Source organism: Hyunsoonleella sp. 2307UL5-6 (assembly GCF_047345485.1).
Classification (GTDB): domain Bacteria; phylum Bacteroidota; class Bacteroidia; order Flavobacteriales; family Flavobacteriaceae; genus Jejuia.
In genome coordinates, this window is sequence record NZ_JBLFEN010000005.1 from 39,548 (window position 1) to 65,014 (window position 25,467).

General features: G+C 32.7%; 24 protein-coding genes. 19 read left to right on the forward strand and 5 right to left on the reverse strand.

All coding sequences use genetic code 11. The features are described 5' to 3' along the window. Window positions 1-109: 109 nt before the first annotated feature. The 3 genes from ACKGJY_RS10230 to ACKGJY_RS10240 all read right to left on the reverse strand — a co-directional run bounded on the left by ACKGJY_RS10230 (window position 110) and on the right by ACKGJY_RS10240 (window position 8,400). Window positions 110-5,002, reverse strand: coding sequence for a DNA repair ATPase (locus tag ACKGJY_RS10230; protein ID WP_413973793.1), 4,893 nt, complete (start codon window positions 5,000-5,002; stop codon window positions 110-112). Between the two features lie 559 nt (window positions 5,003-5,561). Then, window positions 5,562-7,628 (reverse strand): flotillin family protein, encoded by a 2,067-nt coding sequence (locus ACKGJY_RS10235; protein WP_413973794.1) that lies wholly within the window; start codon window positions 7,626-7,628, stop codon window positions 5,562-5,564. 31 nt (window positions 7,629-7,659) lie between these two features. After that, complete coding sequence (locus ACKGJY_RS10240; protein WP_413973795.1) at window positions 7,660-8,400, reverse strand: hypothetical protein; 741 nt, start codon at window positions 8,398-8,400, stop codon at window positions 7,660-7,662. A 312-nt stretch (window positions 8,401-8,712) separates the two neighbouring features. Between ACKGJY_RS10240 and ACKGJY_RS10245 the strand changes: the two genes are divergently transcribed. Both ACKGJY_RS10245 and ACKGJY_RS10250 read left to right on the forward strand, forming a co-directional pair. Next, window positions 8,713-10,098, forward strand: a complete 1,386-nt coding sequence (locus ACKGJY_RS10245) for a tetratricopeptide repeat protein (RefSeq protein WP_413973796.1) — start codon at window positions 8,713-8,715, stop codon at window positions 10,096-10,098. Between the two features lie 282 nt (window positions 10,099-10,380). Then, a complete protein-coding gene (locus ACKGJY_RS10250) occupies window positions 10,381-10,578 on the forward strand; it encodes a PID-CTERM protein-sorting domain-containing protein (protein ID WP_413973797.1) in 198 nt (65 codons plus the stop codon). A 16-nt stretch (window positions 10,579-10,594) separates the two neighbouring features. On the opposite strand, the gene ACKGJY_RS10255 is transcribed toward ACKGJY_RS10250, so the two are convergent. After that, window positions 10,595-11,182 carry a riboflavin synthase gene (locus ACKGJY_RS10255; protein WP_413973798.1) on the reverse strand — a complete coding sequence of 196 codons (588 nt, stop codon included), beginning with the start codon at window positions 11,180-11,182 and terminating at the stop codon, window positions 10,595-10,597. Between the two features lie 189 nt (window positions 11,183-11,371). Here ACKGJY_RS10255 and pdxA point away from each other — a divergent pair, with 189 nt between their 5' ends. The 6 genes from pdxA (at window position 11,372) to accC (ending at window position 16,369) form a co-directional block, all read left to right on the forward strand. Beyond that, a complete protein-coding gene (gene pdxA / locus ACKGJY_RS10260) occupies window positions 11,372-12,430 on the forward strand; it encodes a 4-hydroxythreonine-4-phosphate dehydrogenase PdxA (RefSeq protein ID WP_413973799.1) in 1,059 nt (352 codons plus the stop codon). A gap of 63 nt (window positions 12,431-12,493) precedes the next feature. After that, window positions 12,494-13,030, forward strand: coding sequence for a YceD family protein (locus tag ACKGJY_RS10265; protein WP_413973800.1), 537 nt, complete (start codon window positions 12,494-12,496; stop codon window positions 13,028-13,030). 8 nt (window positions 13,031-13,038) lie between these two features. Next, on the forward strand, window positions 13,039-13,242 hold the full coding sequence (gene rpmF, locus ACKGJY_RS10270; protein WP_413973801.1) for a 50S ribosomal protein L32: 204 nt from the start codon (window positions 13,039-13,041) through the stop codon (window positions 13,240-13,242). Between the two features lie 180 nt (window positions 13,243-13,422). Continuing rightward, window positions 13,423-14,427, forward strand: coding sequence for a beta-ketoacyl-ACP synthase III (locus tag ACKGJY_RS10275; protein WP_413973802.1), 1,005 nt, complete (start codon window positions 13,423-13,425; stop codon window positions 14,425-14,427). 24 nt (window positions 14,428-14,451) lie between these two features. Beyond that, on the forward strand, window positions 14,452-14,943 hold the full coding sequence (gene accB / locus ACKGJY_RS10280) for an acetyl-CoA carboxylase biotin carboxyl carrier protein (RefSeq protein WP_413973803.1): 492 nt from the start codon (window positions 14,452-14,454) through the stop codon (window positions 14,941-14,943). Between the two features lie 82 nt (window positions 14,944-15,025). Then, window positions 15,026-16,369, forward strand: a complete 1,344-nt coding sequence (gene accC, locus ACKGJY_RS10285; RefSeq protein ID WP_413973804.1) for an acetyl-CoA carboxylase biotin carboxylase subunit — start codon at window positions 15,026-15,028, stop codon at window positions 16,367-16,369. A 433-nt stretch (window positions 16,370-16,802) separates the two neighbouring features. Here accC and ACKGJY_RS10290 read toward each other — a convergent pair whose 3' ends face one another. Next, window positions 16,803-17,198 (reverse strand): hypothetical protein, encoded by a 396-nt coding sequence (locus ACKGJY_RS10290; protein WP_411768938.1) that lies wholly within the window; start codon window positions 17,196-17,198, stop codon window positions 16,803-16,805. Window positions 17,199-17,431: 233 nt separating this feature from the next. On the opposite strand from ACKGJY_RS10290, the gene ACKGJY_RS10295 reads away from it, so the two are divergent. The 11 genes from ACKGJY_RS10295 to ACKGJY_RS10345 all read left to right on the forward strand — a co-directional run bounded on the left by ACKGJY_RS10295 (window position 17,432) and on the right by ACKGJY_RS10345 (window position 25,465). Further along, a complete protein-coding gene (locus ACKGJY_RS10295; protein ID WP_413973805.1) occupies window positions 17,432-17,881 on the forward strand; it encodes a 3-oxoacyl-ACP synthase in 450 nt (149 codons plus the stop codon). A gap of 48 nt (window positions 17,882-17,929) precedes the next feature. Further along, on the forward strand, window positions 17,930-18,457 hold the full coding sequence (locus ACKGJY_RS10300) for a YceI family protein (protein WP_413973806.1): 528 nt from the start codon (window positions 17,930-17,932) through the stop codon (window positions 18,455-18,457). Further along, complete coding sequence (locus ACKGJY_RS10305; RefSeq protein ID WP_413973807.1) at window positions 18,444-19,577, forward strand: NAD(P)/FAD-dependent oxidoreductase; 1,134 nt, start codon at window positions 18,444-18,446, stop codon at window positions 19,575-19,577. Before ACKGJY_RS10300 ends, ACKGJY_RS10305 begins: the two co-directional genes overlap by 14 nt. A 50-nt stretch (window positions 19,578-19,627) precedes the next feature. Further along, window positions 19,628-20,332, forward strand: a complete 705-nt coding sequence (locus tag ACKGJY_RS10310) for a methyltransferase domain-containing protein (RefSeq protein WP_413973808.1) — start codon at window positions 19,628-19,630, stop codon at window positions 20,330-20,332. Beyond that, entirely contained in the window at window positions 20,333-21,385 is a 1,053-nt protein-coding gene (locus tag ACKGJY_RS10315; RefSeq protein WP_413973809.1) for a type III polyketide synthase, read from the forward strand. Between the two features lie 116 nt (window positions 21,386-21,501). Beyond that, window positions 21,502-22,296, forward strand: a complete 795-nt coding sequence (locus ACKGJY_RS10320) for an SDR family oxidoreductase (protein WP_413973810.1) — start codon at window positions 21,502-21,504, stop codon at window positions 22,294-22,296. Window positions 22,297-22,328: 32 nt separating this feature from the next. Beyond that, window positions 22,329-22,796, forward strand: a complete 468-nt coding sequence (locus ACKGJY_RS10325) for a hypothetical protein (RefSeq protein ID WP_413973811.1) — start codon at window positions 22,329-22,331, stop codon at window positions 22,794-22,796. After that, window positions 22,797-23,237: a 3-hydroxyacyl-ACP dehydratase FabZ family protein gene (locus ACKGJY_RS10330; protein ID WP_413973812.1), complete on the forward strand. Its 441-nt coding sequence runs from the start codon at window positions 22,797-22,799 to the stop codon at window positions 23,235-23,237. It abuts the gene before it with no gap. A 46-nt stretch (window positions 23,238-23,283) separates the two neighbouring features. After that, on the forward strand, window positions 23,284-24,558 hold the full coding sequence (locus ACKGJY_RS10335) for a beta-ketoacyl-[acyl-carrier-protein] synthase family protein (RefSeq protein ID WP_413973813.1): 1,275 nt from the start codon (window positions 23,284-23,286) through the stop codon (window positions 24,556-24,558). A gap of 92 nt (window positions 24,559-24,650) precedes the next feature. Continuing rightward, window positions 24,651-24,902 (forward strand): acyl carrier protein, encoded by a 252-nt coding sequence (locus ACKGJY_RS10340; protein ID WP_413973814.1) that lies wholly within the window; start codon window positions 24,651-24,653, stop codon window positions 24,900-24,902. Then, on the forward strand, window positions 24,902-25,465 hold the full coding sequence (locus tag ACKGJY_RS10345) for a 4'-phosphopantetheinyl transferase superfamily protein (protein WP_413973815.1): 564 nt from the start codon (window positions 24,902-24,904) through the stop codon (window positions 25,463-25,465). The genes ACKGJY_RS10340 and ACKGJY_RS10345 overlap by 1 nt, the downstream gene beginning before the upstream one ends. The last annotated feature ends 2 nt before the right edge of the window (window positions 25,466-25,467 follow it).

The window sequence follows — 25,467 nt, forward strand, 5'->3', positions numbered from 1 at the left end:
GTAATTCATAATACTGAACTCCCACTCTTGTATTGTAATAATCTAAAGATTATGAATTAAAAAGATGTGGAGGCTTTAGTAGTTTTGTCAGCTTATATGTTTTGAATTATTATTTATCCAACCCCTTCTTCAAAACCTCTTTTATGCCTTCCAAATGCTCACTAAAAGTCATCATTTGGTTTAGTACTTGTACCATGTCGTTTTGATTACCAAAACCTTTGAGTTTGTTGTTTTTTATAAATGTAGTTTTAATAGTTTCCCAACGTTTGCTTTCTGTCACATCTATTGTATTTGTAAGCTCCTTATATTTTAGTAAATTGGCTTCAGCTGCAGTGGTTAATGTTTGCGATTCGTTTTCATAATGTGATAATAAAAGTGTTTGCAACTCTTTATCATTCATTATAGGTACTACTTTAGCAACTAGCTTATTCATATCTCTATAAGACCCTTGCAATTTAAATGACGGTTCTGTACGGTAGCTATCATCCATAGCTGCAGATGTAATATATGTAGCATTAACTTTCAAAACAGTATCTCTTATACTAACCACCTTATCTAACACATCTAAATAATCTTGAATTTCTTGTTTTGTATGGTTTCCAGTTAAGTTTAAACTATCTCGACTACCCGTCTCTACAGCTGTTATCAATTGATAAATATCATCAAAATATTTACTACTTAATTGGTGTAAAATAGGATTTGAAGTAAGTGCGTTTTCAATTAAACTTAGTTTGAATAAATCTACAGTATCGCCAATAACATCTCCTAAATTGTAAATATCTGCTCTATTGGCAAGCATATCTGGTATTTGAAATTTTTCACCACTTTCAGTATAAGGGTTTCCTGCCATAATAACACAAAACTTTTTACTTCGTAAATCGTATGTTTTTGGCTTGCCGTTATACACACCCTCTATTTTTCGTGTGCCATCTGCAAGGGATATAAATTTTTGCAAAAACTCAGGGTTGCAATGTTGTATATCGTCTAAATACAACATCACATTGTTACCCATTTCAAAAGCTAAATTCAGTTTTTTGAGTTCTTCTCTTGCCGCTGCGTTATTTGCAGTTAATGGGTCTACAGAAGTAACCTCGTGCCCAATGGCTGGTCCATTTATTTTCATAAATACTAACCCTAAACGGTTTGCCATATATTCCATTAATGTTGTTTTACCATAACCAGGAGGCGATATTAATAGTAACATCCCCATTCTATCGGTGCGCTTATTATCACCAACACTACCTAACTGTTTAGATAAATTATCGCCAAATAATGGTAAATACACTTGGTCTATCAATTTATTTCTTACAAAAGAGGATAGTACTCTCGGTTTAAATTCCTCTAGTTTTAAACTGTCTTTTAAAGCCTCTGTAACCGAGTGTTTTGCATTACGATATGCAAGATATGCAGGCACTTCAACGGTATAAAACACTTCTGACTGATGTATGAAATTATGATAGTTAAATTCAAAATTGCCGTTTTGAATGGTATCATGACTCCCTTTTAAATTCGATATAACTAAAGAAGGATTTACTTGAATACTATTTGAGTTTGCCTCAGTTTTAAATAAAATAAGTGCAACAACTTCGTATATATATGCTCTGTGTTCTTTTAATTCTGATTTTACAAATGAACTTACCCATTGCGTTGTTAATTGTACAGCATCTATTGAGATTTTGTTATCACCAAGTGCTTTTTTTAATGAAGCTTTAAATGCAGTAATTACTTTTTTACTTTTTAATGTTTTTATAAAACTATCATAAACATCTTGAGCTGTTTTACTAACACAAAACGTATTGTCGCTTTGCAATTCATCAAATAAGTAATGCGCCGCTTGCACATCTAGCTTATCTGCTTCACCTTTATAATATTTAGCTATACTTGCTTTAAATACCGTTGATTTTAATGCATTACATAACTGCTTAATAAGTACATTATGCGCCTTACTTTCTGGAAAAGCAGTTAGTACCTCTCCTGAAGCTTTTATCTTTTGATTCCAATCTGCTTTAGTAGTACTATCTAGTGCATTCCAAAAAAACTGCGCGTAAGCTCTCACTATAGGTTCATATCGTAATAGACCTAAATCTTGATGCTTATCGCGTAATGCCGTAAGTATTTTAGCAGCATCTTCATCATGAACACCCTTAATATACCCTTCTGAATAGTTTTTACTGCTTTCTGCCTTAACAAGATCTAATAGTTTAGTATTACTGAGAGTATCTATGTTTAGCGATGTATCTATAAATAGTTTATAGGCTAAGTACGAGGAACGGTATACGGTATCGTTTTCTGATACTAATTCCTGATTCCAATACTTTTTAGATTGTGTTAACGTTTCGTTTACAATAGTTTGATAAAAATCGGTACCTGTAAGGTGGTATTTAAGCGTATTATCTTTATAAACAATCGTTAAGTCCAAAGGTTGCTTATTTACGCCAAATTTATGCTTGCCAAGTTTTATAATATTTTCACCATCTTCATATAAATCCTGAGTATCTTTTAGCTTTCTAACAGCATCTTCCTTGGCTACTTTTAGTCCAGTTTCAATAGCTTCGGCTTTTCCAGCATCGTCTAAATCTTTTAGATTATTTACGATATCTCGAAGCTTAGTAATCATTAAGTCTGACGCAAAATAACCGTTAATCTCTACCGTAGTTTTAAACGATTGTGCTTTTTTAGATACGCCTTTTAAAATACGTTTAGCAGCAGCTTCTAAGGTTACTGCCTTTCTGTTTCTTGCCTCAACAAGGCCGTTTTTTCTTGCTTCAAACGCATTATAAACTTCTTCTCTTTTTTCTATAATTTGAGCTATAAAGTCCTCAAAATCTGCAAATCTACCTTCTAAATCTTCTAACTGAACAGAAACTTTATTTAAAAGTTCGTCTGTTTTCTCTGGAGTAGTAGCAATATCTAAGTAATTAATAATACTTTGATCTACTAATTTAAGTTGTGCAGCAAATTCTGCAGTCGCCTCTTTTTCGCCTAAGGTGTTTAGTTTGTTTTTTAATCCTGCTTTTAACTGATTAATAGTGGCAAAAATCAGGGAAATATTATCAATGATTTTTGTGGAATGCGATGCATCTTCAATCTCTAGATTAGATACAATATCGATTAGCATTTCTAAATCTGTAGCAATGTGATTAATCTCTTCTTCTAACTTTTTAGCCTCTATAACTTTTTTAATCTTATCAAGTTCCGTTTCTTTTTCCGAAACACGATTGTGGTAAGGTACAAGTGCTTTGTCGTTAATTAAAAATTGTACACAACGCTCGGAAATTTTATCGTTATAGACGATAATATCATCCTCTAGTGCAGTGATAAAAGAAGTATCTATATAACGGACATCGTTTAAACCAATAACTTCGCCACGAAGCGTGCGCAATTGCGATAAAACTGCTACAAAATCTTCAATAGATTTAAAGCTACTACTTTTTATTTTACCAAAAACATCATTTGCTTTGTTTTGGGTTTCTTTGGTAATATTAGCTGCTGTTTTACGCAGTTGTACCACTTTTTCAAACTCATCAATGGCAGCATTAGCAGCTTCATTTACCGCTGTTAAAGGTTCATTAATTAAAAAAGTATCCGGTTCGGTTATCCAATAATAACTGTTTAAAACATCAGTTGAGGCTTTGGCAATATCATCATACAACCCATCATAATTATCCTCTTTGTTAAGCAATGTAATAAGTGCTTGACACTCTGCCATTGCTTTAACAATATCTTTATTTCCTATTTTATAAAGTAGCGTATCTGTATGTTCAGAAGGTATAATATCTCCTTTTACAAAAGGGGTTTGCCATATTTGGATAACATGGTGTTTGGTTTGCTCGTCCTCGGTTTTAAAATAACAAAGTTCTCCATCGTTTAAAATAGTATACCCATTACAAACTATAGGTGTTTTAACCTCTTGCTCTATAACGTTATAGGACATTAAAATGTAAAGCCCCTTTTCACTTTCATAAAATACGTACAGGTAATCCTCACCATTGGGTGAACTTACTTTCTTTTGAAACTTAACATTTGAAATTCCGCTATCGAATAGCTTAAAATCACCGGATTGTAAATAGTAACCATCAGCAAAAATAATTCCCTGATCGTCAGGTAATAGCACGCATGCATCAGCAATACTTGGTATCTTTTTTACCTCTTGTATTTTATGATTATATACAAAATACCTTGGAGGTTCTTGAAAAGGTTTGATTTCTAAAGCAATTAAATTACCTAGATCTGCATATTTGTATTGACCGTCGTCTAAAGTTTGGTCTATATGTTTTACAGGTTCATCGTAAATACCTTTACCATCATCTGTATTGTCTTCAATTTTAATGGTTAAATCCCCTCCAACAGTTTCTACAAATACTTTATCTAATATAGATATGTGTGGATGTGTGCCATATACATGATGATCTCTAGTAGGCTCTACCCAATTAAATTCGTATTGATTTGGAAATTTAAATTCATGTTCACTACGGTTGTCCACATATTCAAGCTTACCATCATTAATTAACCATTTAAATGTTTTAATATCAGTAATACTCTCACTTAATTGAAATACCATATGCAGATAATTACCAACTATAGCAAATTTTGAAAAAATGGTATTTCTGTAGTATTTGTAAAGATTTGTAAAATCCTGCTGAAAAACATCGTTTTCTATAAGCGTTAGAGGCTGAATTGTAAAATGGTTGTTAGCATAGGTATATACACTAAACACATCGGTAAGTGTAATACCAGTTCTAAGTCCGAAATGTACATTATACCCAAATAAACAAACGTCGCCTATGGTTACAATATCTCTAGCAATACAGTTATGCTCTGTATTAATACGATTATTCGCTATAAGTTTAGTTTCAACATTACCAAATACCGTTTTACGGGCATCGTTTAATTGAGATAATCTGGAAAGAAGCTCGCTTTTTTGCTTTTGTAAACGCCCTTGAATAATTTCATAGGTGCCACCGTCTAGTTGTATATTATTTTCTGAGTTGGGTTGTTCCATAGTTTTATGCAATTATGGCTCTAATTATATTAAATAAATTTTCAATCTTTTTTTATCTCTTCATAATAGTAGAACTATAGCTTATTTGTTGGTTTTAAACAATTTATCAAAAGACGTTTTATTTAAGTCAAAAAACCTTTTTCAATTTTCAATATCAGGGATTACTTCAATAATAGTAGAATTGTATGTGATATTAGAAAAAAAACCTTTTGTTAAACGATATTTTATAGAATCACCTTTATGGGCAATTGTGTAATTATCGTGGTTACTTCTAATAATAATTTCGTTGTTAATCTTATCCTGATAAAGAATAAATATCCGTTAGGATCATACTTAGGTGAATTTACTACATTATGCCCTCTTCTGCTATTATTACTTGCTACGGTAAAAACGACTTTATTTACATAATCTTTTTTTATTAAAACTCCACTTATATATTCATCTTGAGACAACTTATTATCTACAAAATATATTAGTGTTAGAGATAATATTATTATTAAAATAATTTTTACTTTTGTCACTAAACGTCTAAGATTTCAAATATTTATTTCTAATTTAACTATCCTAACTTTTTATTAGATAAACCTAAACCTTTAGCCAAATTTGATAGGTTTTCAAATAAGCTAGCTTCACTAGAATCTGTTGTTTTAGATTTTAAATCTATTAACAAATTAGCAATGGTTAGGTTTTTAATATCTTCAGAAGAAATGCCGTATTTAGTAGCAAACTCTTTAACTTTTTCTAAAAGATTACCCTTTACATCATCACTTCCTAAAATAGCATCTTTAACCTCAGTAATATTATCAGAATGATTAATTAATCTATCTACACCTTTAGACTTTGTAATTTGACCGACAATTTGATCGAAGAACATAGTTTCTCCACCAACAATATCAATATTAGCAGCTTTTAAAGCTTCACCAATTACATTAGCTTGTGCATCTGCAATTTCTTTCTGTATATTAATTTCAGCTAAATCAACTTGAAGTTCTTTATCTAAGCGTAGTTTAAACTCTTCGTGTTCTTTACCAACACCGTCCAGTTTTTTCATAGCTTCGGCTTTTTCTTCAATACCAACAGCTTCTGCTAAAGCTTTTTCTTTAATCACTTCTGCCGCTGCAATACCCTCTTCTTTAACAGCACCTGCTTTTGCTAAAATACCAGCTGCTTCTGCTTTTGCTTTTTCTTCAATAATATTAGCTTCAACCAAACCTTGGCGTTCATTAGCATCAGCTTTTGCATGCATTACTTGCGCTTCAGACATTCCTATGGTTGCCTCTTCTTTAGCTTTTGCTTCCGCTAGGGTTTTTCTTGCTTCTGCTTCTTTTTGGCTAGCTTGTTTCTTAGCTTCTGCTTCAATATTTATTTCTTCTGCTTTTTGTTTAGATGCTTCTTTTTCCGCCTCTGCAGCTTTAATGGTTTTAATTAAACTTTCTTGCGCGTTAGCTTCAGCTATAGTTATTTTTACTTGCTTTTCTCTATCAGCAGTTTTAAAAGCCTCAATATCTTTCATGTTTTCCTGCTCCTCAACCACACCTTTTTCTAGCATTACACGATCGCGGATAACATCTTGAATGTTTTTCTTTTCAACCTCAACAACTTTCTCTTTTTCAATTTGAGCAAGTGTAACAATGCGTTCTCTTTCGGTAGCCTCCAACATTCTGTCTTTTTCAACACGCTCTGTCTCAACAGCATCTGTACGTTGCTTATTTTTGGCTGCCACTATAATTTGGCGTTCCATGTTTTCTTCGGCTACTTTTACCTTTTCCTGTGTAGAAATTCTAGCACTTTCAGATTTTAAACGTTCCTCTTCTGCCACTTTTAGGGTTTCTGCTTCCTCACGTGCTTTTATATTTGCAATTTCACGCTTTTGTTGCTCTTCTTTTTCAGCGAGTTGTTTATCTAGCTCTAAAATTGCTTCTCGCGCCTCTACATCTTGCTTGCGTATTACTTTTTCTTCGTCACGCTTAATAAGGTTAGCTTTCATATTTTGTGCAGCTGTAAGCTCTGTAATTTTTTTGATACCCTCGGCATCCAAAATATTATCAGATTTTAAAAACTGTACTGAGGTTTGCTCTAAATAATCTATGGCACAATCTTCTAAAGTATAGCCATTAAGGTCAGTACCTATAATGTCTACAATTTCATCACGAAACTCTCTACGTGCTTCATATAATTCTACAAAGTTGAATTTTTTACCTACAGTTTTTAAAGCTTCTGAAAACTTAGCCTCAAAAAGCTCCTCTAATGTTGAAATATCAGAAGCTCTCTCACAACCCACAGTTTGTGCTACTTTTTTAATAAAATCTACTTCATTATTAACTCTTACAAAAAAGGCTACTTTAATATCAGCTCTCATATTATCTTTACACAACAAACCATTATCTGCAATACGTTCTATTTGAATTTTCTTTACTGAAATATCCATTATTTCAACTCTATGAAATACGGGAACGACGTACAAACCTTTGTCTGTAGCAACCTTAGTGCCTTTAAAACCTGTTCTAACTAAAGCTTCCCCTTGTGGTACTTTTTTGTAAAACAGTGCAATAATTGCAAAATAAACGATAATTAAGAATAGAATAAGCCCGATACCTATTCCGATAAACTGTGAAATGTTTTCCATTGTTAATTTGGTTTTGGTTTTAGATTAAATTTTAAAATTCGACGTTATTCATATTAAATGCATCTTCCTCCACATCTTCATAAGGGAGTACCCAATAAAAATTTCCGTCGTCAGATTTTTTAATAACTAGTATATGTTGTTTGTAATTTATAAGCTGACCATCAAATGATTTTGCATAAATAGACATGGGATTACCATTTGCGACTACCTCTGCAGACCCCATTTTTTGTTCTGAAATTTTTGAAAGCATTATGCCTTCCATACCCGCTAAATCTGTTGGCAAATCCCCATCTGGATTCAAGTTTTTAAAAAATCCTTTAAATGGTGTTGTAAAAATTTTAGTTAAAATTAAAGACGGCAGAATACCTGCTAAAAGTAATGTGTAACCAAAATTAGTATTATAAGACATTGTGATACTTGTTGAAATAACGGTACACAACCACCAAATAAAAATCCAACAGGTAAACGTGAACATAAATGGTAAGCCCACAAAATTAAAATAGATGAGCACCATTTGCCACCATTCTAATTTTTTGTTGGGGTTTTTAACTACATCTTCTTTATTAATTTCAGCATTTGCAAGGTCTGGTAAGTTGGTACTGCTGTCTATTGTGGCGTTTACATCCACATCGGCATCAATATCTACATCTATATCCAAATCAAAATCAATACCAGATATCATATTAAATATCCAATATAGAATTAGTAAAATAACTAAAAGACTAAGTATAATATTTACAGACGAAAATGCAATGTCAATAACTGAATTCAATAACTATGTGTTTTAGATTTTGAGTTTTGTAATAAGGAAATAATCATAAACAATAATAAGGAATTTTGCTCTAATTCTCATCAGTGTTTTCTGATTTGATTTTAGTAAATTAAACTCACCAAAATACATTTATATGTATAGTATTAGATTAAAATGTTACAAGTATTTGGAACAAATTATAATACAATATAATAATACTACATATCGCACTTTGTGTTATATAATTGAAAAGCAATTGATTACTGTTTTTTCTGGCATATATTTTGTGGTTTTTAAAAACAGCTAAACGTTAATTCTTAAAACTAAATAACTATGAAAGTTTTTCAATTTATATCAATATACATTTTATATTTTACTGCTAGTTTCTCTTTTAGTCAAGAACATATAAGTTCGTGTAATACTAAGTTATCTATTTTTCATGAGTTGGTAAAATCAAAAAATTATGATGCAGCCTACGAATCTTGGTATTATGTAACAAAAAATTGCCCTAAATTAAGTATTGCAGTTTATAGTGATGGCGAAAAAATACTAAAGCATAAAATAAAAACATCTAAAGATTCTGAACAGAAAGAGTTTATAAATACATTGCTAAACTTATGGCAAAAACGCATTGAATATTTTCCTAGCAAAACACCAAGAGGATTATATGGATCCAAAGGTTGTCAATTAATGTTTGATCAAAAAAAGCTACTTCAAAAAAAGAATACTGAATTATTTAAATGTTTTAATACAGCCTATAAAACTGATAATGATACATTTACTAATCCTAAAAGTTTATACACTTATTTTTCGTTAACTGTAGATTTATATAATGATGGAAAAAAAACAATAAAAAAGGTATTTACTAATTATGATATTATTGTTGAAAAAATAGAAGAAGAAGTAAAAAATTATTCTGAAAAGTTAAATACTTTAAGTACTAGAGAAGATTCTGGTATTGTATTATCTAAAAAAGAATTAAAACTTAAAAGTGTATATCAAAACTACTTAAAAAACTACACGCTTATTTCTAAAAATATTGATGCTAAACTAGGTGTAATTGCAGATTGTAAAAATTTAATTCCACTATACCATAAGGAGTTTGATAACTATAAAGAAGATGCTGTTTGGTTAAAGCGTGCTGTAAATAGAATGTATCAAAAAAAGTGTACAGAAGCACCGTTATACGAAAAACTTGTAAAAGCTTACGACGCAGTGGCACCCTCAGCAGATACCAAATATTTTGTAGCCACCATATTAATAAAAAAAGAAAAACTTAAAGAAGCAGAAAAATATTTAAAAGCATCATATGATTTAGAAACGGACAGCTTTAAAAAATCTAAAAGAGCTTACAGTATTGGTTTAATACTTAAAACATTAAACAACTACTCTAAGGCACGCCAATATTTTAAAAAATCGTTACAACATAATCCTTCAAACGGTAAACCACATATAGCTATAGCATCTATGTATGCAGCTAGTGCTAAAAATTGTGGCGAGAGTAATTTTAATAAAAGAGCAGTATATTGGTTAGCTGCTAAAGAAGCAAGAAAAGCGTTAAAAATTAATCCGTCTATAAAAGAAGAAGTGAGTAAATATGTATCTAGATATATGGCTTTAGCACCATCAAAACAAGATATTTTTAAATGTGCGTGTTCTGGTAAAATTATCACTATAGGTTGCTGGATTAACGACAAAATTACAGTTCCCAAACTGTAACTACTATATTTTACTGTTTAGTAGTTATTAACTTAACATTTGTTAATAACTAACAAAAGGCTACACACAAATCTTTAAATGTTTTATATATTTGTAAATATAATATGTATTTTTAAGGGATTAATTTTAGTACATTACTATACTTTTTGAACTCTCATGACGTTAAAAAGTAAAGGATTTATAAAACAAATATGCATTTTGTCGATGTTTTATGTCGCTTTATAGATGTTTTTTCTGTTAATTCTTTTGCTAACTCCCTTTTTTTTATACATTTGCGTCCCAATGATGATACAAAATAAAAGAACATTAGCCTCAATCTTATTCATATTAATAAGTTTTGTGTGTATTGCCCAAGGTGGTGGAAATATACCTCCGCCTCCACAACCTCCGCCTCCAGTAGGTTTACCCATAGATGGTGGTATTTTTATTGGCCTTTTAGTTGCAGTATTTTATGGTGGAAAAAAATTGATGAAAAAATAAATCCTTTATAGAGTTTTTAATCCTTTTGCATCAATTTAGCAACATACTTACCTAAAACATCAAACTCTAAATTAACTTTTGTTCCTTTTTTAAAGTTTTTAAAGTTAGTATTTTCATATGTATAAGGTATTATTGCTACACTAAAAGTATTTTTTCCAGAATTAATTACTGTTAAACTTGTACCATTTACAGTAATAGAACCTTTCTCTATAGTTAGGTTGTTTAAACTAGCATCATATTCAAAAGAAAAATACCAACTGCCTTCAGCATTTTTAATATCTGTACATATAGCCGTTTGGTCCACATGCCCCTGTACAATATGTCCATCTAGTCTATCGCCTAACTTCATGGCGCGTTCTATATTTACTTCATCTCCAACCTGTAGTGTGTTTAAACTCGTTTTAGCCAAGGTTTCGTTAATCGCCGTAACAGTATACTCATCACCATTTATCTTTACCACGGTTAAACAAACCCCATTATGCGCAACACTTTGGTCTATTTTTAATTCGCTTGTAATATTGCTTTTTATAGATATATGAAGATTATCTTGTTCTTTTTCTAAATGCGTTACAGTCGCAAGAGACTCAATAATTCCCGTAAACATAGTATTATGTGTTTATTTGGTTAAATTTGCACAACCAAAAGTACATGAAATTTTTTCATTTTTATATTTTTAAAATATGAAATGAAATAAATAATATTCGTTAAAAAAGTGAATGGTGAAGTATGCTATTCTTAAATGAAAAAATTTACTGTCAGTACAATAAAATTACAAACAAAAGTTAGACTATTGATGAAGCATCAAGAAAAAATTGTAGTAGGAATATCAGTTGGAGATTTAAATGGTATAAGCGGAGAAATTATTTTAAAAACCTTTGAAGATTCTAGAATTTTAGAATTGTGTACGCCAGTAATTTTTGCATCAATTAAGGTGATGAGTTTTTTTAAAAATCACTTTAAATCATCTATAGACTTTAATAGCATTCACGATATAAAAAGTATAAAAGAAGGTAAAGTAAATGTGCTTAATTGTTGGAAAGAGCCTGTAACTATTACCTTTGGTAAAGAAGACACTAAAATAGGCGAATATGCTTTAAAATCTTTAGAAGCTGCTACAAGCGCTCTAAAACAAGAACAAATTGATGTTTTGGTGACAGCGCCAATTAATAAACACAATATACAGTCTGAGGCATTTACATTTCCTGGGCATACAGATTATTTAGCAAAAGAGTTGGGTGGTAATAGTTTAATGTTTATGGTAACAGATACTTTAAAAGTTGGGCTTTTAACAGATCATGTTCCTGTTAAAGAAGTAACACAACATATAACAGAAGCGCTTATTACAGAAAAAATAAATACCGTATACAATACTCTAAAAAAGGATTTTAAAATTATAAAGCCTAAAATTGCCGTTTTAGGGATCAATCCACACACAGGAGATAACGGAGTTATTGGTAGCGAAGATGATGCTATAATGCGACCAACTTTAAAAAAAATAAAAGAAGCCGGCAAGTTAGTTTATGGCCCATATGCTGCAGATAGTTTTTTTGGATCTAATAATTATAAAAATTTTGATGCGATAATTGCCACATATCATGACCAAGGTTTAATTCCATTTAAAACATTATCCTTTGGTCAAGGCGTTAATTTTACAGCAGGATTAACACGAGTTAGAACATCTCCAGACCATGGTACAGCTTTTGAAATAGCAGGAAAAGGAGTAGCAGATGCAGGATCCTTTAAAGAAGCCTTATTTACGGGAATTCAAATTTATAGAAACCGAATTGATTTTGAAGAACTTACAGCAAACCCTTTAAAAAAACAACCTAGAAAAGTAGGAGTGAAAAAATAATATTATCACTGTTGCCCTAAGCTAAAAAATTTATATATTTGCAGGCTCAAAATAGATGTGATCATGAAGCCAATGAAAGAATATGCTATCTCATTCGTGGGGTTAAAGGTTGGAAATCACAATTTTGAGTATAAGATAGACCAAACGTTCTTTGATTATTTTGAGTATGAAGATTTTAATAATGTAGCTATCAAAGTTGATGTTCTTTTGAATAAAAAAGCAACATTACTTGAATTACATTTTGAAATTACTGGACACGTAAACATTAATTGCGATGTAACAAATGAGCCTTACAATCAAAACCTCGAAAATAGTTTTGATTTAGTGGTAAAATTTGGACAAGAATATAACGACGAAAATATAGATATTCTCATCCTACCACATGGAGAGTATGAAGTTAATATCCAGCAATATATTTACGAGCTTATTGTGCTTGCAATTCCTGCTAAACGTATTCATCCAGGCGTTGAAGATGGCACATTAAATTCTGAAATACTTGAAAAACTTGAAGAATTAAGTCCTAAAGAAAAAAAAGAAAAAACAGACAAGGATATAGATCCGCGTTGGAATACATTAAAGAAATTATTAACGGATAAATAATATAAAAAATGGCACATCCTAAAAGAAAAATCTCTAAAACAAGAAGAGATAAAAGAAGAACACATTACAAAGCAACTGCGCCACAGATTGCTACATGCCCTACTACAGGAGAAGCGCATTTATACCACAGAGCACATTGGCATGAAGGAAAATTATACTACAGAGGTCAGGTGCTTGTAGACAACTCTGAAGAAGCTGAAAACTTAGCATAAGTATTATGCATGCATATAACAAAACGCTCCCTTGTGGGCGTTTTTTTTGTGATATGCATTTATAAATTGCAAAAAAGCCTTAATTTGCTCTGTATTTGTTCAAAATTCCCTATTTTTCACCAAAATTGGTCAATTATTGATTCAATAAGAGCGTTTTTCGTTCAAATTTGTTAAAAAAGTATGAGTAAAATCTCAGCAGCAATCACCGCAGTGGGAGCTTATGTTCCAGAATACGTATTAACCAATCAAATTCTTGAAACTATGGTTGATACTAATGATGAATGGATTACATCACGTACTGGCATAAAAGAACGTCGCATTCTCAAAGAAGACGGTAAAGGCACATCGTACCTTGCTATAAAAGCTGCACAAAATCTTATTGAAAAAAACGGACTAGACCCAAAGGATATAGAACTTGTAATTGTAGCTACCGCAACACCAGATATGAAAGCCGCTTCTACAGCATCTTATACAGCTTCTGAGATTGGTGCAACAAATGCATTTTCTTTTGATATGGATGCTGCATGTTCTAGCTTTTTATATGGCATGTCTGTAGCATCAACTTATATAGAATCTGGCCGTTATAAAAATGTACTATTAATAGGAGCAGATAAAATGTCGTCTATCATCAACTATAAAGATAGAGCCACATGCATTATTTTTGGAGATGGTGCTGGTGCTGTTTTGTTCGAGCCTACTACTGAAGATTTAGGTCTTAAAGACGAATATTTAAGAAGCGATGGTACTGGTCGTGATTTTTTACAAGCTACGTATGGTGGTTCTTCATTTGCCTTAACACCTGAAGTTTTAGATAAAGGTGGGCATTACGCATTTCAAGAAGGTAGAACCGTATTTAAAAATGCCGTATTTAATATGGCAGATGCAGCTGCTAAAGTTTTAGAAAGAAATAACCTTGATAAAGACTCTGTAGATTGGTTAGCAGCACATCAAGCTAATAAACGTATTATTGATGCTACTGCGCAACGCATAGATTTAGACGAAAGTAAAGTGATGATAAATATTCATAAATATGGAAATACAACATCAGCTACTTTACCGTTACTTATAAACGATTACGAATCGCAACTTAAAAAAGGCGATAACATTATATTTGCTGCCTTTGGTGGTGGCTTTAATTGGGGTGCCATTTATTTAAAATGGGCCTATAATTCTAATAAAAACTAACCATTAAAACCAATAGCTGAATTTATGGATTTAAAAGAGATTCAAAACTTAATCAAGTTTGTTGCTAAATCTGGAGCAAGCGAGGTTAAATTAGAAATGGATGATGTAAAAATCACCATCAGAACAGGATCAGATAACGATGCACCAGCTGTACAATATGCACCGATTGCTGCTCCACAAATGGCACAAGCACCTGTAGCTCCAGTTGCAGAAACACCTGCCGCGGCAGAACCTGCTAAAGCAGAAACTCCTGCAGCAGCAGATGATACTTCAAAATACATTACAATTAAATCACCTATTATAGGAACATTTTACAGAAAGCCATCACCAGACAAACCATTGTTTGTTGAGGTAGGACAAACCATTGCCGAAGGCGATGTACTATGTGTCATTGAAGCTATGAAGCTTTTCAATGAAATAGAGTCTGAAGTTTCTGGAAAAATAGTTAAAGTTTTAGTTGATGATGCATCTCCAGTAGAGTTCGATCAACCATTATTTTTAGTAGATCCGTCTTAATGTAAAATCACAATCTTCAAATTTCTAACTCCAAATATTTTTTTGGTTTTGTTCTTTTGAATTTTGAAAATTTTAAGAGTTTATGTTTAAAAAAATATTGATTGCCAATAGAGGAGAGATCGCGCTACGCGTTATTAGAACCTGTAAAGAAATGGGCATTAAAACGGTAGCGGTATATTCTACTGCTGATGCAGATAGTCTACACGTTAAGTTTGCTGATGAAGCGGTATGTATTGGTCCAGCACCAAGTAGCGAATCTTATTTAAAAATGTCTAACGTGATATCTGCAGCAGAAATTACTAATGCCGATGCTATTCACCCAGGATATGGTTTCCTATCAGAAAATGCTAAATTTTCAGAAATTTGTGAAGAACATGGCATAAAATTTATTGGTGCTTCAGCTGAAATGATTGAGCGCATGGGAGATAAAGCAAATGCTAAGGCTACCATGAAAGCTGCCGGTGTACCATGTGTACCAGGAAGCGAAGGTATCATTGAAACCTTTGAAGAATGTGAAAAATTAGCTAAAAAAGCTGGCTACCCAGTAATGCTTAAAGCCAGTGCTGGTGGTGGCGGAAAAGGTATGCGAGGTGTTTTTAAAGAAGAAGACTTAAAAGATGCTTGGGATTCTGCCAGACAAGAAAGTAAAGCAGCCTTTGGTAACGACGATATGTATATGGAAAAACTCATAGAAGAGCCAAGACATATTGAAATACAAGTAGTTGGCGATTCTAACGGTAAAGCATGTCATTTATCAGAAAGAGATTGCTCAGTGCAACGTCGTCATCAAAAATTAACCGAAGAGGTGCCATCGCCATTCATGACGCCTCAGTTGCGCAAAAAAATGGGAAAAGCAGCAGTTAAAGCTGCAGAATTTATAAAATACGAAGGTGCAGGCACCGTAGAATTTTTGGTAGATAAACACCGTAATTTCTACTTCATGGAGATGAATACACGTATCCAAGTAGAGCACCCAATTACAGAACAAGTTATTGATTTCGATTTAATTAGAGAACAAATTCTAGTAGCAGCAGGTGTACCAATTTCAGGTAAAAATTACGATCCAAAATTACACTCTATAGAATGTCGTATCAATGCTGAAGACCCTTATAATGGGTTTAGACCATCACCAGGAAAAATCACCACATTACATGCTCCAGGTGGCCATGGTGTACGTTTAGATACCCACGTATACGCAGGTTATACCATACCACCAAATTACGACTCTATGATTGCAAAGTTAATAACCACAGCGCAAACAAGAGAAGAAGCTATAAATAAGATGAAACGCGCTTTAGATGAGTTCGTTATCGAAGGTATAAAAACAACCATACCGTTCCATAGAGCATTAATGGATCATCCAGATTATATTGCTGGAAATTATACCACCAAATTTATGGAAGATTTCGAAATGCCAAAAGCATAAAACGCATAAATTATAAACTCCGGAAATTTTTTTCGGAGTTTTTTTTGGCGCCTGCCTACCTGCGGTATAGCAGGCAGGTTACCCAAGGGTCGGGCTTTCCGCTATATCTTTTTACGAAGCAGTCTCGAACTTGTTTCGGGATCTCAGTAAGTCATTAACAATTATCCTTAAACATAAAATTCTGATATTTAAAGCTTCGCAAAAAAGATGCCGCTGCAATCCCTAACACAATTATCTGCTAGATTATCGGTTTGAAATCTAAGTGACTTTATTTTTGGAGAGTTTCGTTTAACGTTTATGTATATGGAAAGTTGCGTGTTTGAGTGCGAGGATTTTCCGAAGGAAAATCAGAAGCTAGCAAACAAAGCAACTAACATTGATTAAGCACAAAACAGCAATTTTTTATACACTGTGTTGTGTGTAGTTTTTTATTTTAGTCAAATTCCGTTTTGTGGAATTCCAATAGTTTATCCGTGAAAATATTTATTTCTTTTTTCTCTTTTAGTTTAAAATCCGCAAACATAATCAGTCCGAAAACAACAAACACAATCGGCAAAATCCAATTTCCTTTAATCAGGGAAATTATTGAAATCAGAATTCCGAGTCCGAGTAAAACTTTCGCTAAAATGTTCATTGGTGACTTAAAGTCAAATTTCAAATCATAATTACCTGTGTCATTCACAATTCCGATTAGTCTGTGATTGTTCGGGAATCGATTCCGCATTAATTCAAACTTTTCAGTTCCGATATATCCATTATAGAATCCGTTCACAATTAACTTGTTCAGAATCCTTAAATTTTTATCACTTTTGGTTATCGTTTGTCTCATTCCTCAAATTACACACAACGGTTTATCGGATATACGTCCGTTTCAATGACTTATATCTGAAGTTAAACGAAGTTATATTTTTTTTCTGACAAAGTCAAGTAATAACTATACTTTCACTAAAATCACACAAAAATATATAGTTACACCTAATCTCAAAATAAATCAGTTATTTAGCTATATATTTTAAAGAATAATCAGCATTAATTAATGATGTAACAATCCTAAAAAAGTAGATGTCTGTAAAACAAGAGTTATACCAACAATGCGAAGCTATTTTAAACCAACGTTTAAAAACCATACAGCACACCATTGCAGATATTCAACATTCATTATTGTCTGAAACTAAAAGTAGTGCTGGCGATAAGCATGAAACGGGTCGTGCTATGTTACAACTAGAACGCGAAAAGGCAGGACAACAATTAGCTGAATTACAAACTCAAATAAAAATTTTACAAAAAGTAAACCCAGAACAATCGCATCAAAATGTAGCACTGGGAAGTGTTGTAAAAACCTCTGTATCCAACTATTTTATCTCCGTTAGTGTTGGAGAAATTAAAGCAAATAATCAATCGTTTTATGGAATTTCGGCAGCAACACCTATCGGCAAACTCCTTTTGTCTAAACGCATAGGCGACACTATTACCTTTAGGTCGCAAAACTTCACAATTCTAGAAATTGAATAAAAAAGTAGAATTACTTGATACTTTTTGTGTAACTTAAACCACAAAAACATGAAGTACTACATTTTTCTTGTCATTATGGTATGTTGTATGCCATTTGTTATGGCGCAACAAACATCTAGTATCGATTTTGTGATTAAAAACGTAGGGATAAGTGTAGATGGATATTTTAATGCATTTAATGTTTCTTCAAAATTTGATACAGCAAATAAATTAATAGATATAAGCGGTAATGTAACAGTAAAATCCATCATAACTGGAATTGAAAGTCGCGATGAACATTTGTTAGAGGAAGAATATTTTAATGCTAAAACTTATCCTTTAATAAGTTTACAAACTATCACTCTAAAACAAACATCCTCAAATAGATACACTGCAACAGTTGATGTAACAATTAAAGATAAAACCAAACGCATAACTATTCCATTAACGGTTGAATATTCTGAATCCTCACGAAAAGTAACCTCAGAATTTGAGATTAACCGAAGAGATTTTGGAGTTGGCGGACGCAGTTTTGTGATGAGTAATACCGTAAAAATTAGTGTAGTTCACATTGAAAAAATTAATGGGGATAACTAAAACAGACATTGTTGTAATTGGCGGCGGTTTAGCAGGATTAACAAGTGCTATACATTTAGCAAAAGCAAAATACAAGGTATTACTTATTGAGAAAAACAACTACCCTAAACATAAAGTTTGCGGAGAATATATCTCAAACGAAGTAGTACCATATCTTAATTATTTGGGTTTTGATCCTTTTAAATTTGGCGCAAAACGCATTTCTAAATTCGAACTTACCACACACAATAATAAACGTATAACAGCAAAATTACCGCTCGGTGGTTTTGGGATGAGCCGTTATGCCATGGATTTTCGGTTGTATCAATTGGCGGTACAAAACGGTGTTGAGATACTTCAAGATACTGTAACTAATGTAGTTTTTAATAGTAATAGATTTCAAGTTGAGACAACAACAAACGCAATATTTCAATCTAAAATTGTGATTGGTGCTTTCGGAAAACGCTCAAATTTAGATGTACAATTACAAAGGCCATTTATAAAAAAGAAGTCGCCTTATTTAGGCGTAAAAATTCATGTTTCAGGGGATTTTCCAGAAGATAAAGTAGCATTACATAATTTTAAAGGTGGCTATTGTGGGGTGTCTAAAGTTGAGAATAATCACATTAATTTGTGTTATATCACAGACTTTTCAGCATTTAAAAAATTTAAAGATATTGATGTGTTTCAAAAAGAAATACTTTTTAAAAATAAAGCACTACAAGCAATTTTTAACAACACGACACCAGAGTTTGAGAAACCGATAACTATTAGTCAAATTTCATTTGAAACCAAACAACCTGTAGAACAACATATGATAATGTGTGGTGATACCGCGGGCATGATACATCCGTTATGCGGCAATGGTATGGGTATGGCAATTCGGAGCGCACATTTGGCATCAAAGCTAATAATTGAGTATCTTCAAGGAAAAATTGAAACACGAGCTATTTTAGAGCAGCGTTATACAAAAGCTTGGAAAAAAACCTTTAGTTTAAGACTAAAAGCAGGACATACTATTGCCTATTTATTTAGGCAAAATTGGTTAGCGCCAAAATTATTGGTAATGCTTGCGGTATTTCCGTTTCTAGTGCCAATAATTATCAAAATGACTCATGGAAAACCTATGGTAGCAGACTAAAAAGACCTCACAGGTTTTAAAAACCTGTGAGGTCTATAAAACTAAATAATTTGTTTATAAATACCACACATAGAAGTAACAAAGCTGAAATTATGGACGATTTTTCCATGAAAGGTGAACTACTACGCGATACTCTGGATAAACTAGGCAGTATAAACAAATGGCTTGGTGGTAATCGGGTAACTTTAGATGGTATTGCACAACTATTAAAACCCTACTCAAAAGACAAAATATACACTATTATAGATCTAGGTTGCGGCCATGGTGATATCCTTAGGTTGGTTGCTGATTATGGTCGTAAAAGTGGATTTCAGTTCAAACTAATTGGTATAGATGCCAATCAAGATGCGATTGATTATGCTAATGAATTATCGGTAGATTATCCTGAAATCAGCTTTCAAAATCTCGATATTTTTTCAACAGCATTTCAAAATATAGATTACGACATAGCACTCACCACCTTGTTTTTACATCATTTTAAAAATGAAGACATTATAAATCTTTTAAAAAATATAGCACGCAAAGCGAAATTAGGGATTGTTGTGAACGACTTACACCGAAGCAAGATCGCTTACGGTCTTTTTAAATTGTTAAGCTTAGTGATTACTAATGATATGATTGTACAAGATGGGTTAACCTCTATTCTCAGAGCTTTTAAACGAACTGATTTAGAACAGCTATCTCAAACCTTAAATTTTAAATCAAAAATCCGTTGGAAATGGGCATTCCGTTACCAATGGTTAATACACACATAAATGGCAGTAAAAATAACGGCGGTGGCAAAACAATTGCCCCAATATACACGAGAAACTAAAGATATTCTGCCTTTTGTAGAGCTTTGGCTTGACGGTCAAGAGGAGCGCTTTAAACGCAAAGTGCTAAAAATTTTTGAAAACGCAGCTGTTGATAAGCGCTACTCTATCATGAGTCCTGAAGAGGTTTTCTTAAACACTTCTTTTGAAGAAAAAAATGATATTTATACGCGTGAAAGTATCAAACTTGCAGAAAAAAGCGTTACAAAAGCATTAAATAAAGCCCAACTGAAACCTACTGATATTGATTATATTATTACAGTAAGTTGTACTGGAATTATGATTCCGTCTTTAGATGCATATCTTATTAATAGTTTAAAGATGAAACAGGATATTGTAAGACTTCCAGTAACCGAAATGGGTTGTGCTGCAGGCGTATCTGGTGTTATTTATGCAAAGAATTTTTTAAAAGCAAACCCGAATAAACGCGCTATAGTAGTGGCGGTAGAATCGCCAACGGCAACCTTTCAATTAGAAGATTATTCTATGGTGAATATAGTGAGTGCTGCCATTTTTGGTGATGGTTGTGCGAGTGTTATTTTATCCTCTTATAAGAATGAAATTGGTCCCGAAATTAAAGATGAAGCCATGTATCATTTTTATGATGCGAATCACATGATGGGTTTTAAACTGCGCAATACGGGCTTACAAATGGTGTTGGACCAAACGGTGCCGCAAACCATAGCAGACCATTTCCCTAATATTATTCATCCGTTTTTAGAGCAAAACCATTTAACTATTGAAGATATTGACCATTTAGTATTTCACCCAGGTGGAAAAAAAATTGTGCAAACCGTGGAGGATTTATTTGGAGATTTAGGTAAAAATATAGACGACACAAAGGAGGTGTTACGATTATATGGTAATATGAGTAGCGCCACAGTATTATACGTTTTAGAACGTTTTATGGATAGAAATTTACCCAAAGGCGATAAAGGTATTATGTTAAGTTTTGGACCTGGGTTTTCGGCGCAACGTGTGTTATTAGAGTGGTAGTAAAAATGTGTGAGTATTATGCTGAACTTGTTTTAGTATATCATATTGTGAAAGACCTCACAGGTTTTTAAAACCTGTGAGGTCTCAGAAACAAAAAAGTATTTTAGAAAAGAAGCATGAAAGAATTCAAAGATAAAAACCAATGGGCATTAATTCTAGGTGGAAGTAGTGGCCTAGGTTTAGCTACAGCAAAAAAACTAGCGAAACACGGGTTGCATATTTGTATTGTACACAGAAATTCCAGAATGCAAGAAGACGAAATAAATGCAACATTTGACAGTATTAAAAATCAAGAAATAAGTTTTAAAGCTTTTAATATTGATGCTTTTAAACCAGAAAAACGAACTCTGATTATTGAGGCTTTAAAAACTGAACTTGGTATTCATGGGAAGATTAAAACACTTGTGCATAGTGTTGCCAAAGGAAATTTAAAACCTATGATTTCTGATGAATCACCAGTTTTAAAACATGACGATTTTGCGTTAACTATTGCAGCTATGGGCATTAGTTTATACGATTGGACTACAGCTGTTTTTGAAGCAAATTTATTTGCAGAAGATGCACGAATTATAAGTTTTACGAGCGAAGGTAATACTAAAGCATGGAAAAATTATGCGGCGGTGTCGGCAGCAAAAGTTACGTTGGAAGCCATTACCAGAAATATAGCACTTGAATTTGCACCACATGGTATAAAAGCCAACTGCATACAAGCAGGTGTTACAGATACACAATCCTTACGGATGATTCCAGGAAGTGAAAACATTATAAAACATAGTTTAATTAGAAACCCAAACAAGCGTTTAACGCTACCAGAAGATGTAGCTAATGCGGTGTATTTATTAAGTAAAAATGAAGCCTCTTGGATTACAGGAACTATTATTCCTGTGGATGGTGGAGAGCATTTGAGCTAGATATTTTATGATTAAAAATTAATTAGGATAAAATGATTTTTTTTAATTTTAAAAAGCGAAGTGATGCTGATTTTCAAAAAATTTTTATGAATCAAGCTATCCAAGTTTTTAATCCTTTATTTCAAAGATATAGTTTCAAAATCATTAATTATGAAAGCTTTAAATCTAGTTCAAAGATAGTATTTCGGAAAGGTTCAAAACACATATTAATTTTAAGTCAACATGAACATAGGGATGGGTCTTTTTTTGAAATTACAATTGGCGGAGAATTAGAAAGAGAAACTGGCTTATTTGATGGTTATCATATATCTATCAATAGATTGTGTGAAATAAATGGGAAAAAGTGTAAAGATTTTTATGCTTTTCCTTTTGGAGAAAAACAGAGTTTAAAAGCTTTAAAAAAAGCTAAAAACGATTTTTTAAGTTGTGCTTTGTTTTTTTTAGAAACAGAAGAGGATCTGTTTGATAAAGTTTTAAAACTAAAAGGTATAAGGAAATAATTGAATAAACAACACATCATATCATTATTACCCTATCAAAAACCATTTTTGTTTGTGGATGGTATTGAAGCAATATCAGAACAAGGTGTAACGGGATATTACACCTTCAAAAAAGAGGAATCATTTTACGAAGGACACTTCAAAAACAATCCAATAACACCTGGTGTAATATTGACCGAATGTATGGCTCAAATAGGTTTGGTATGTTTGGGTATTTATTTGTTAAAAGATGAATTAAAAGAAACCACAAATCCTCAAATTGCATTAACATCGCATCAAATGGATTTTTATTTGCCCGTTTTACCCGAAGAAAAAGTCACTGTAATTTCAGAAAAGCAAGTGTTTCGTTTTAATAAACTAAAATGTAAAGTAAAAATGCTAAATGCAAAAGGCGAATTAGTAGCAAGAGGTTTAATTTCAGGAATGATAGTAATAAAATAAAACTAGACCTCACAGGTTTTTAAAACCTGTGAAGTCTTAAAATACTATGAAAAACAGAGTAGTTATAACAGGATTAGGCGTTGTTGCACCAAATGGTGTTGGTGTTACCGAATTTACCAACGCACTTAAAACAGGAAAATCTGGCATTACATTTCATCAAGAACTAAAAGATTTAAATTTTTCTTGCCAAATTGGAGGTGTACCTAAAATTTCAGAAGCGCTAAAAGCAAAGTACTTTACTGATTTACAATTACGAGGTTTTAATAGTTCGGGGATTTTATATGGTTGTATTGCCGGTATTGACGCTTGGAAAGATGCTGGTTTCAACGTAAATTCTGAAAGTGCATTAGATGTGGATAGCGGACTCATTTTTGGGACAGGAACTTCTGGTGTGGAGAAATTTAGAGAAGCTATTTACAAACTAGATGAAGGTAAGGTACGCCGATTAGGAAGCACTGTAGTGCTACAAACCATGACCAGTGGTGTTAGTGCGTATTTAAGCGGCATGTTGGGTTTTGGCAACCAAGTGACTACCAATTCTTCGGCATGTAGTACAGGAACAGAAGCGGTACTTATGGGTTTTGAGCGCATACAACATGGAAAAGCTAAACGCATGTTAGTAGGTAGCTGTAGTGATCATGGACCTTATGTTTGGGGTGGTTTTGATGCTATGCGCGTAATGACCTACAAACACAATGATACACCAGAACAAGGCTCTCGCCCAATGAGCGCCTCAGCTAGTGGATTTGTTCCAGGAAGTGGTGCTGGCGCTTTAGTTTTAGAATCTTTAGAAAGTGCCATAGCGCGTGGCGCTAAAATATATGCTGAAGTTTTAGGTGGCGACGTTAATTCTGGCGGGCAACGCCATGGCGGTACGTTAACAGCACCAAATGCCGAGGCTGTAAAACGATGTATTACCAAAGCTTTAGAAAATGCCGCAGTACATCCAGATACTATTGATGTTATTAATGGACATTTAACTGCAACATCTAAAGATGGCTTAGAAATTGAAAATTGGACAAAAGCCCTAAACAGAAAAGGTAAAAATTTCCCTTATATAAACGCTACTAAATCCTTAATTGGCCATTGTTTAGCAGCAGCAGGCGCCATTGAATGTGTGGCGAGTGTTATTCAACTTAAAGAACAGTTTGTAGCACCTAATATAAATAGTGATGATGTTCATCCAGACATTGAAGCACTAATTACCAAAGAAAGCATGCCAAAACAAAAAATAGAAACAGCGATTAATACAATTATTAAAGCGAGTTTTGGGTTTGGAGATGTAAATGCATGCGTGGTATTTAAAAAATTTGTTGCATAACTTTTTTTTGACGTTTTAGACCTCACAGGTTTTCGAAACCTGTGAGGTCTTTTAATCAAGCGTTTTGTAACTTAGCATAACAAAAATGTACTATGAAAAACGAAGCATTAATTTCCAAATTAAAAACTATAATTAAGCCTTATATTCAAGATGAAGAGGCTTTTGAAAACTTATCTGAGGAGACCGATTTTGTAAAGGACTTGAAAATAAATTCTGCGAACTTAGTGGACATAATTCTTGACATTGAAGATGAATTCGACATCCGTTTGGAAAACGAGGATATGGAAAAAATGTTGGATGTAAAATCTGCTATGACTATAGTAAATACAAAGCTAGAAGCGTAATGGTTGGCAACGACATTGTTGATATTAATGAAGCGAAAAACGCCTCTAATTGGCAACGTCCTCGGTTTTTAGATAAATTGTTTACTACACAAGAACAAGTTTTGATTCAAAATGCTTCAAACCCTTTTTTAAAAGTTTGGCGCTTATGGAGTATGAAGGAAGCGGCTTATAAATTATATACCCAACACTATCCAAGTCGATTTTATAACCCAAAAAGGTTTGAATGTTTCATTCACGGTGATATTGGTGTTGTAAAGTTTCAAGAGTTTCAGTGTTATGTATCAACAAAAATAACGTCTCAATACATCATGTCAGAAGCACGACAAGATATGAAACCTATGACTTCAAAAGTTATCAAATTTGAAACTAAAAGCGTCAAAAATCAGAGTGAAATAATTAGAAAATTACTTTTGAAAACAGCAGGTGAGACGTTTAATATTTCTAAAGAAAATTTAAAAATTACAAACTCAAAATATGGTGTTCCAAGTATTAATATCAATTCTAAAATAAGGTCTTTAAGTTTAACCCACCATGGAAATTACGGAGCTTACGCCTTAAGTTAATT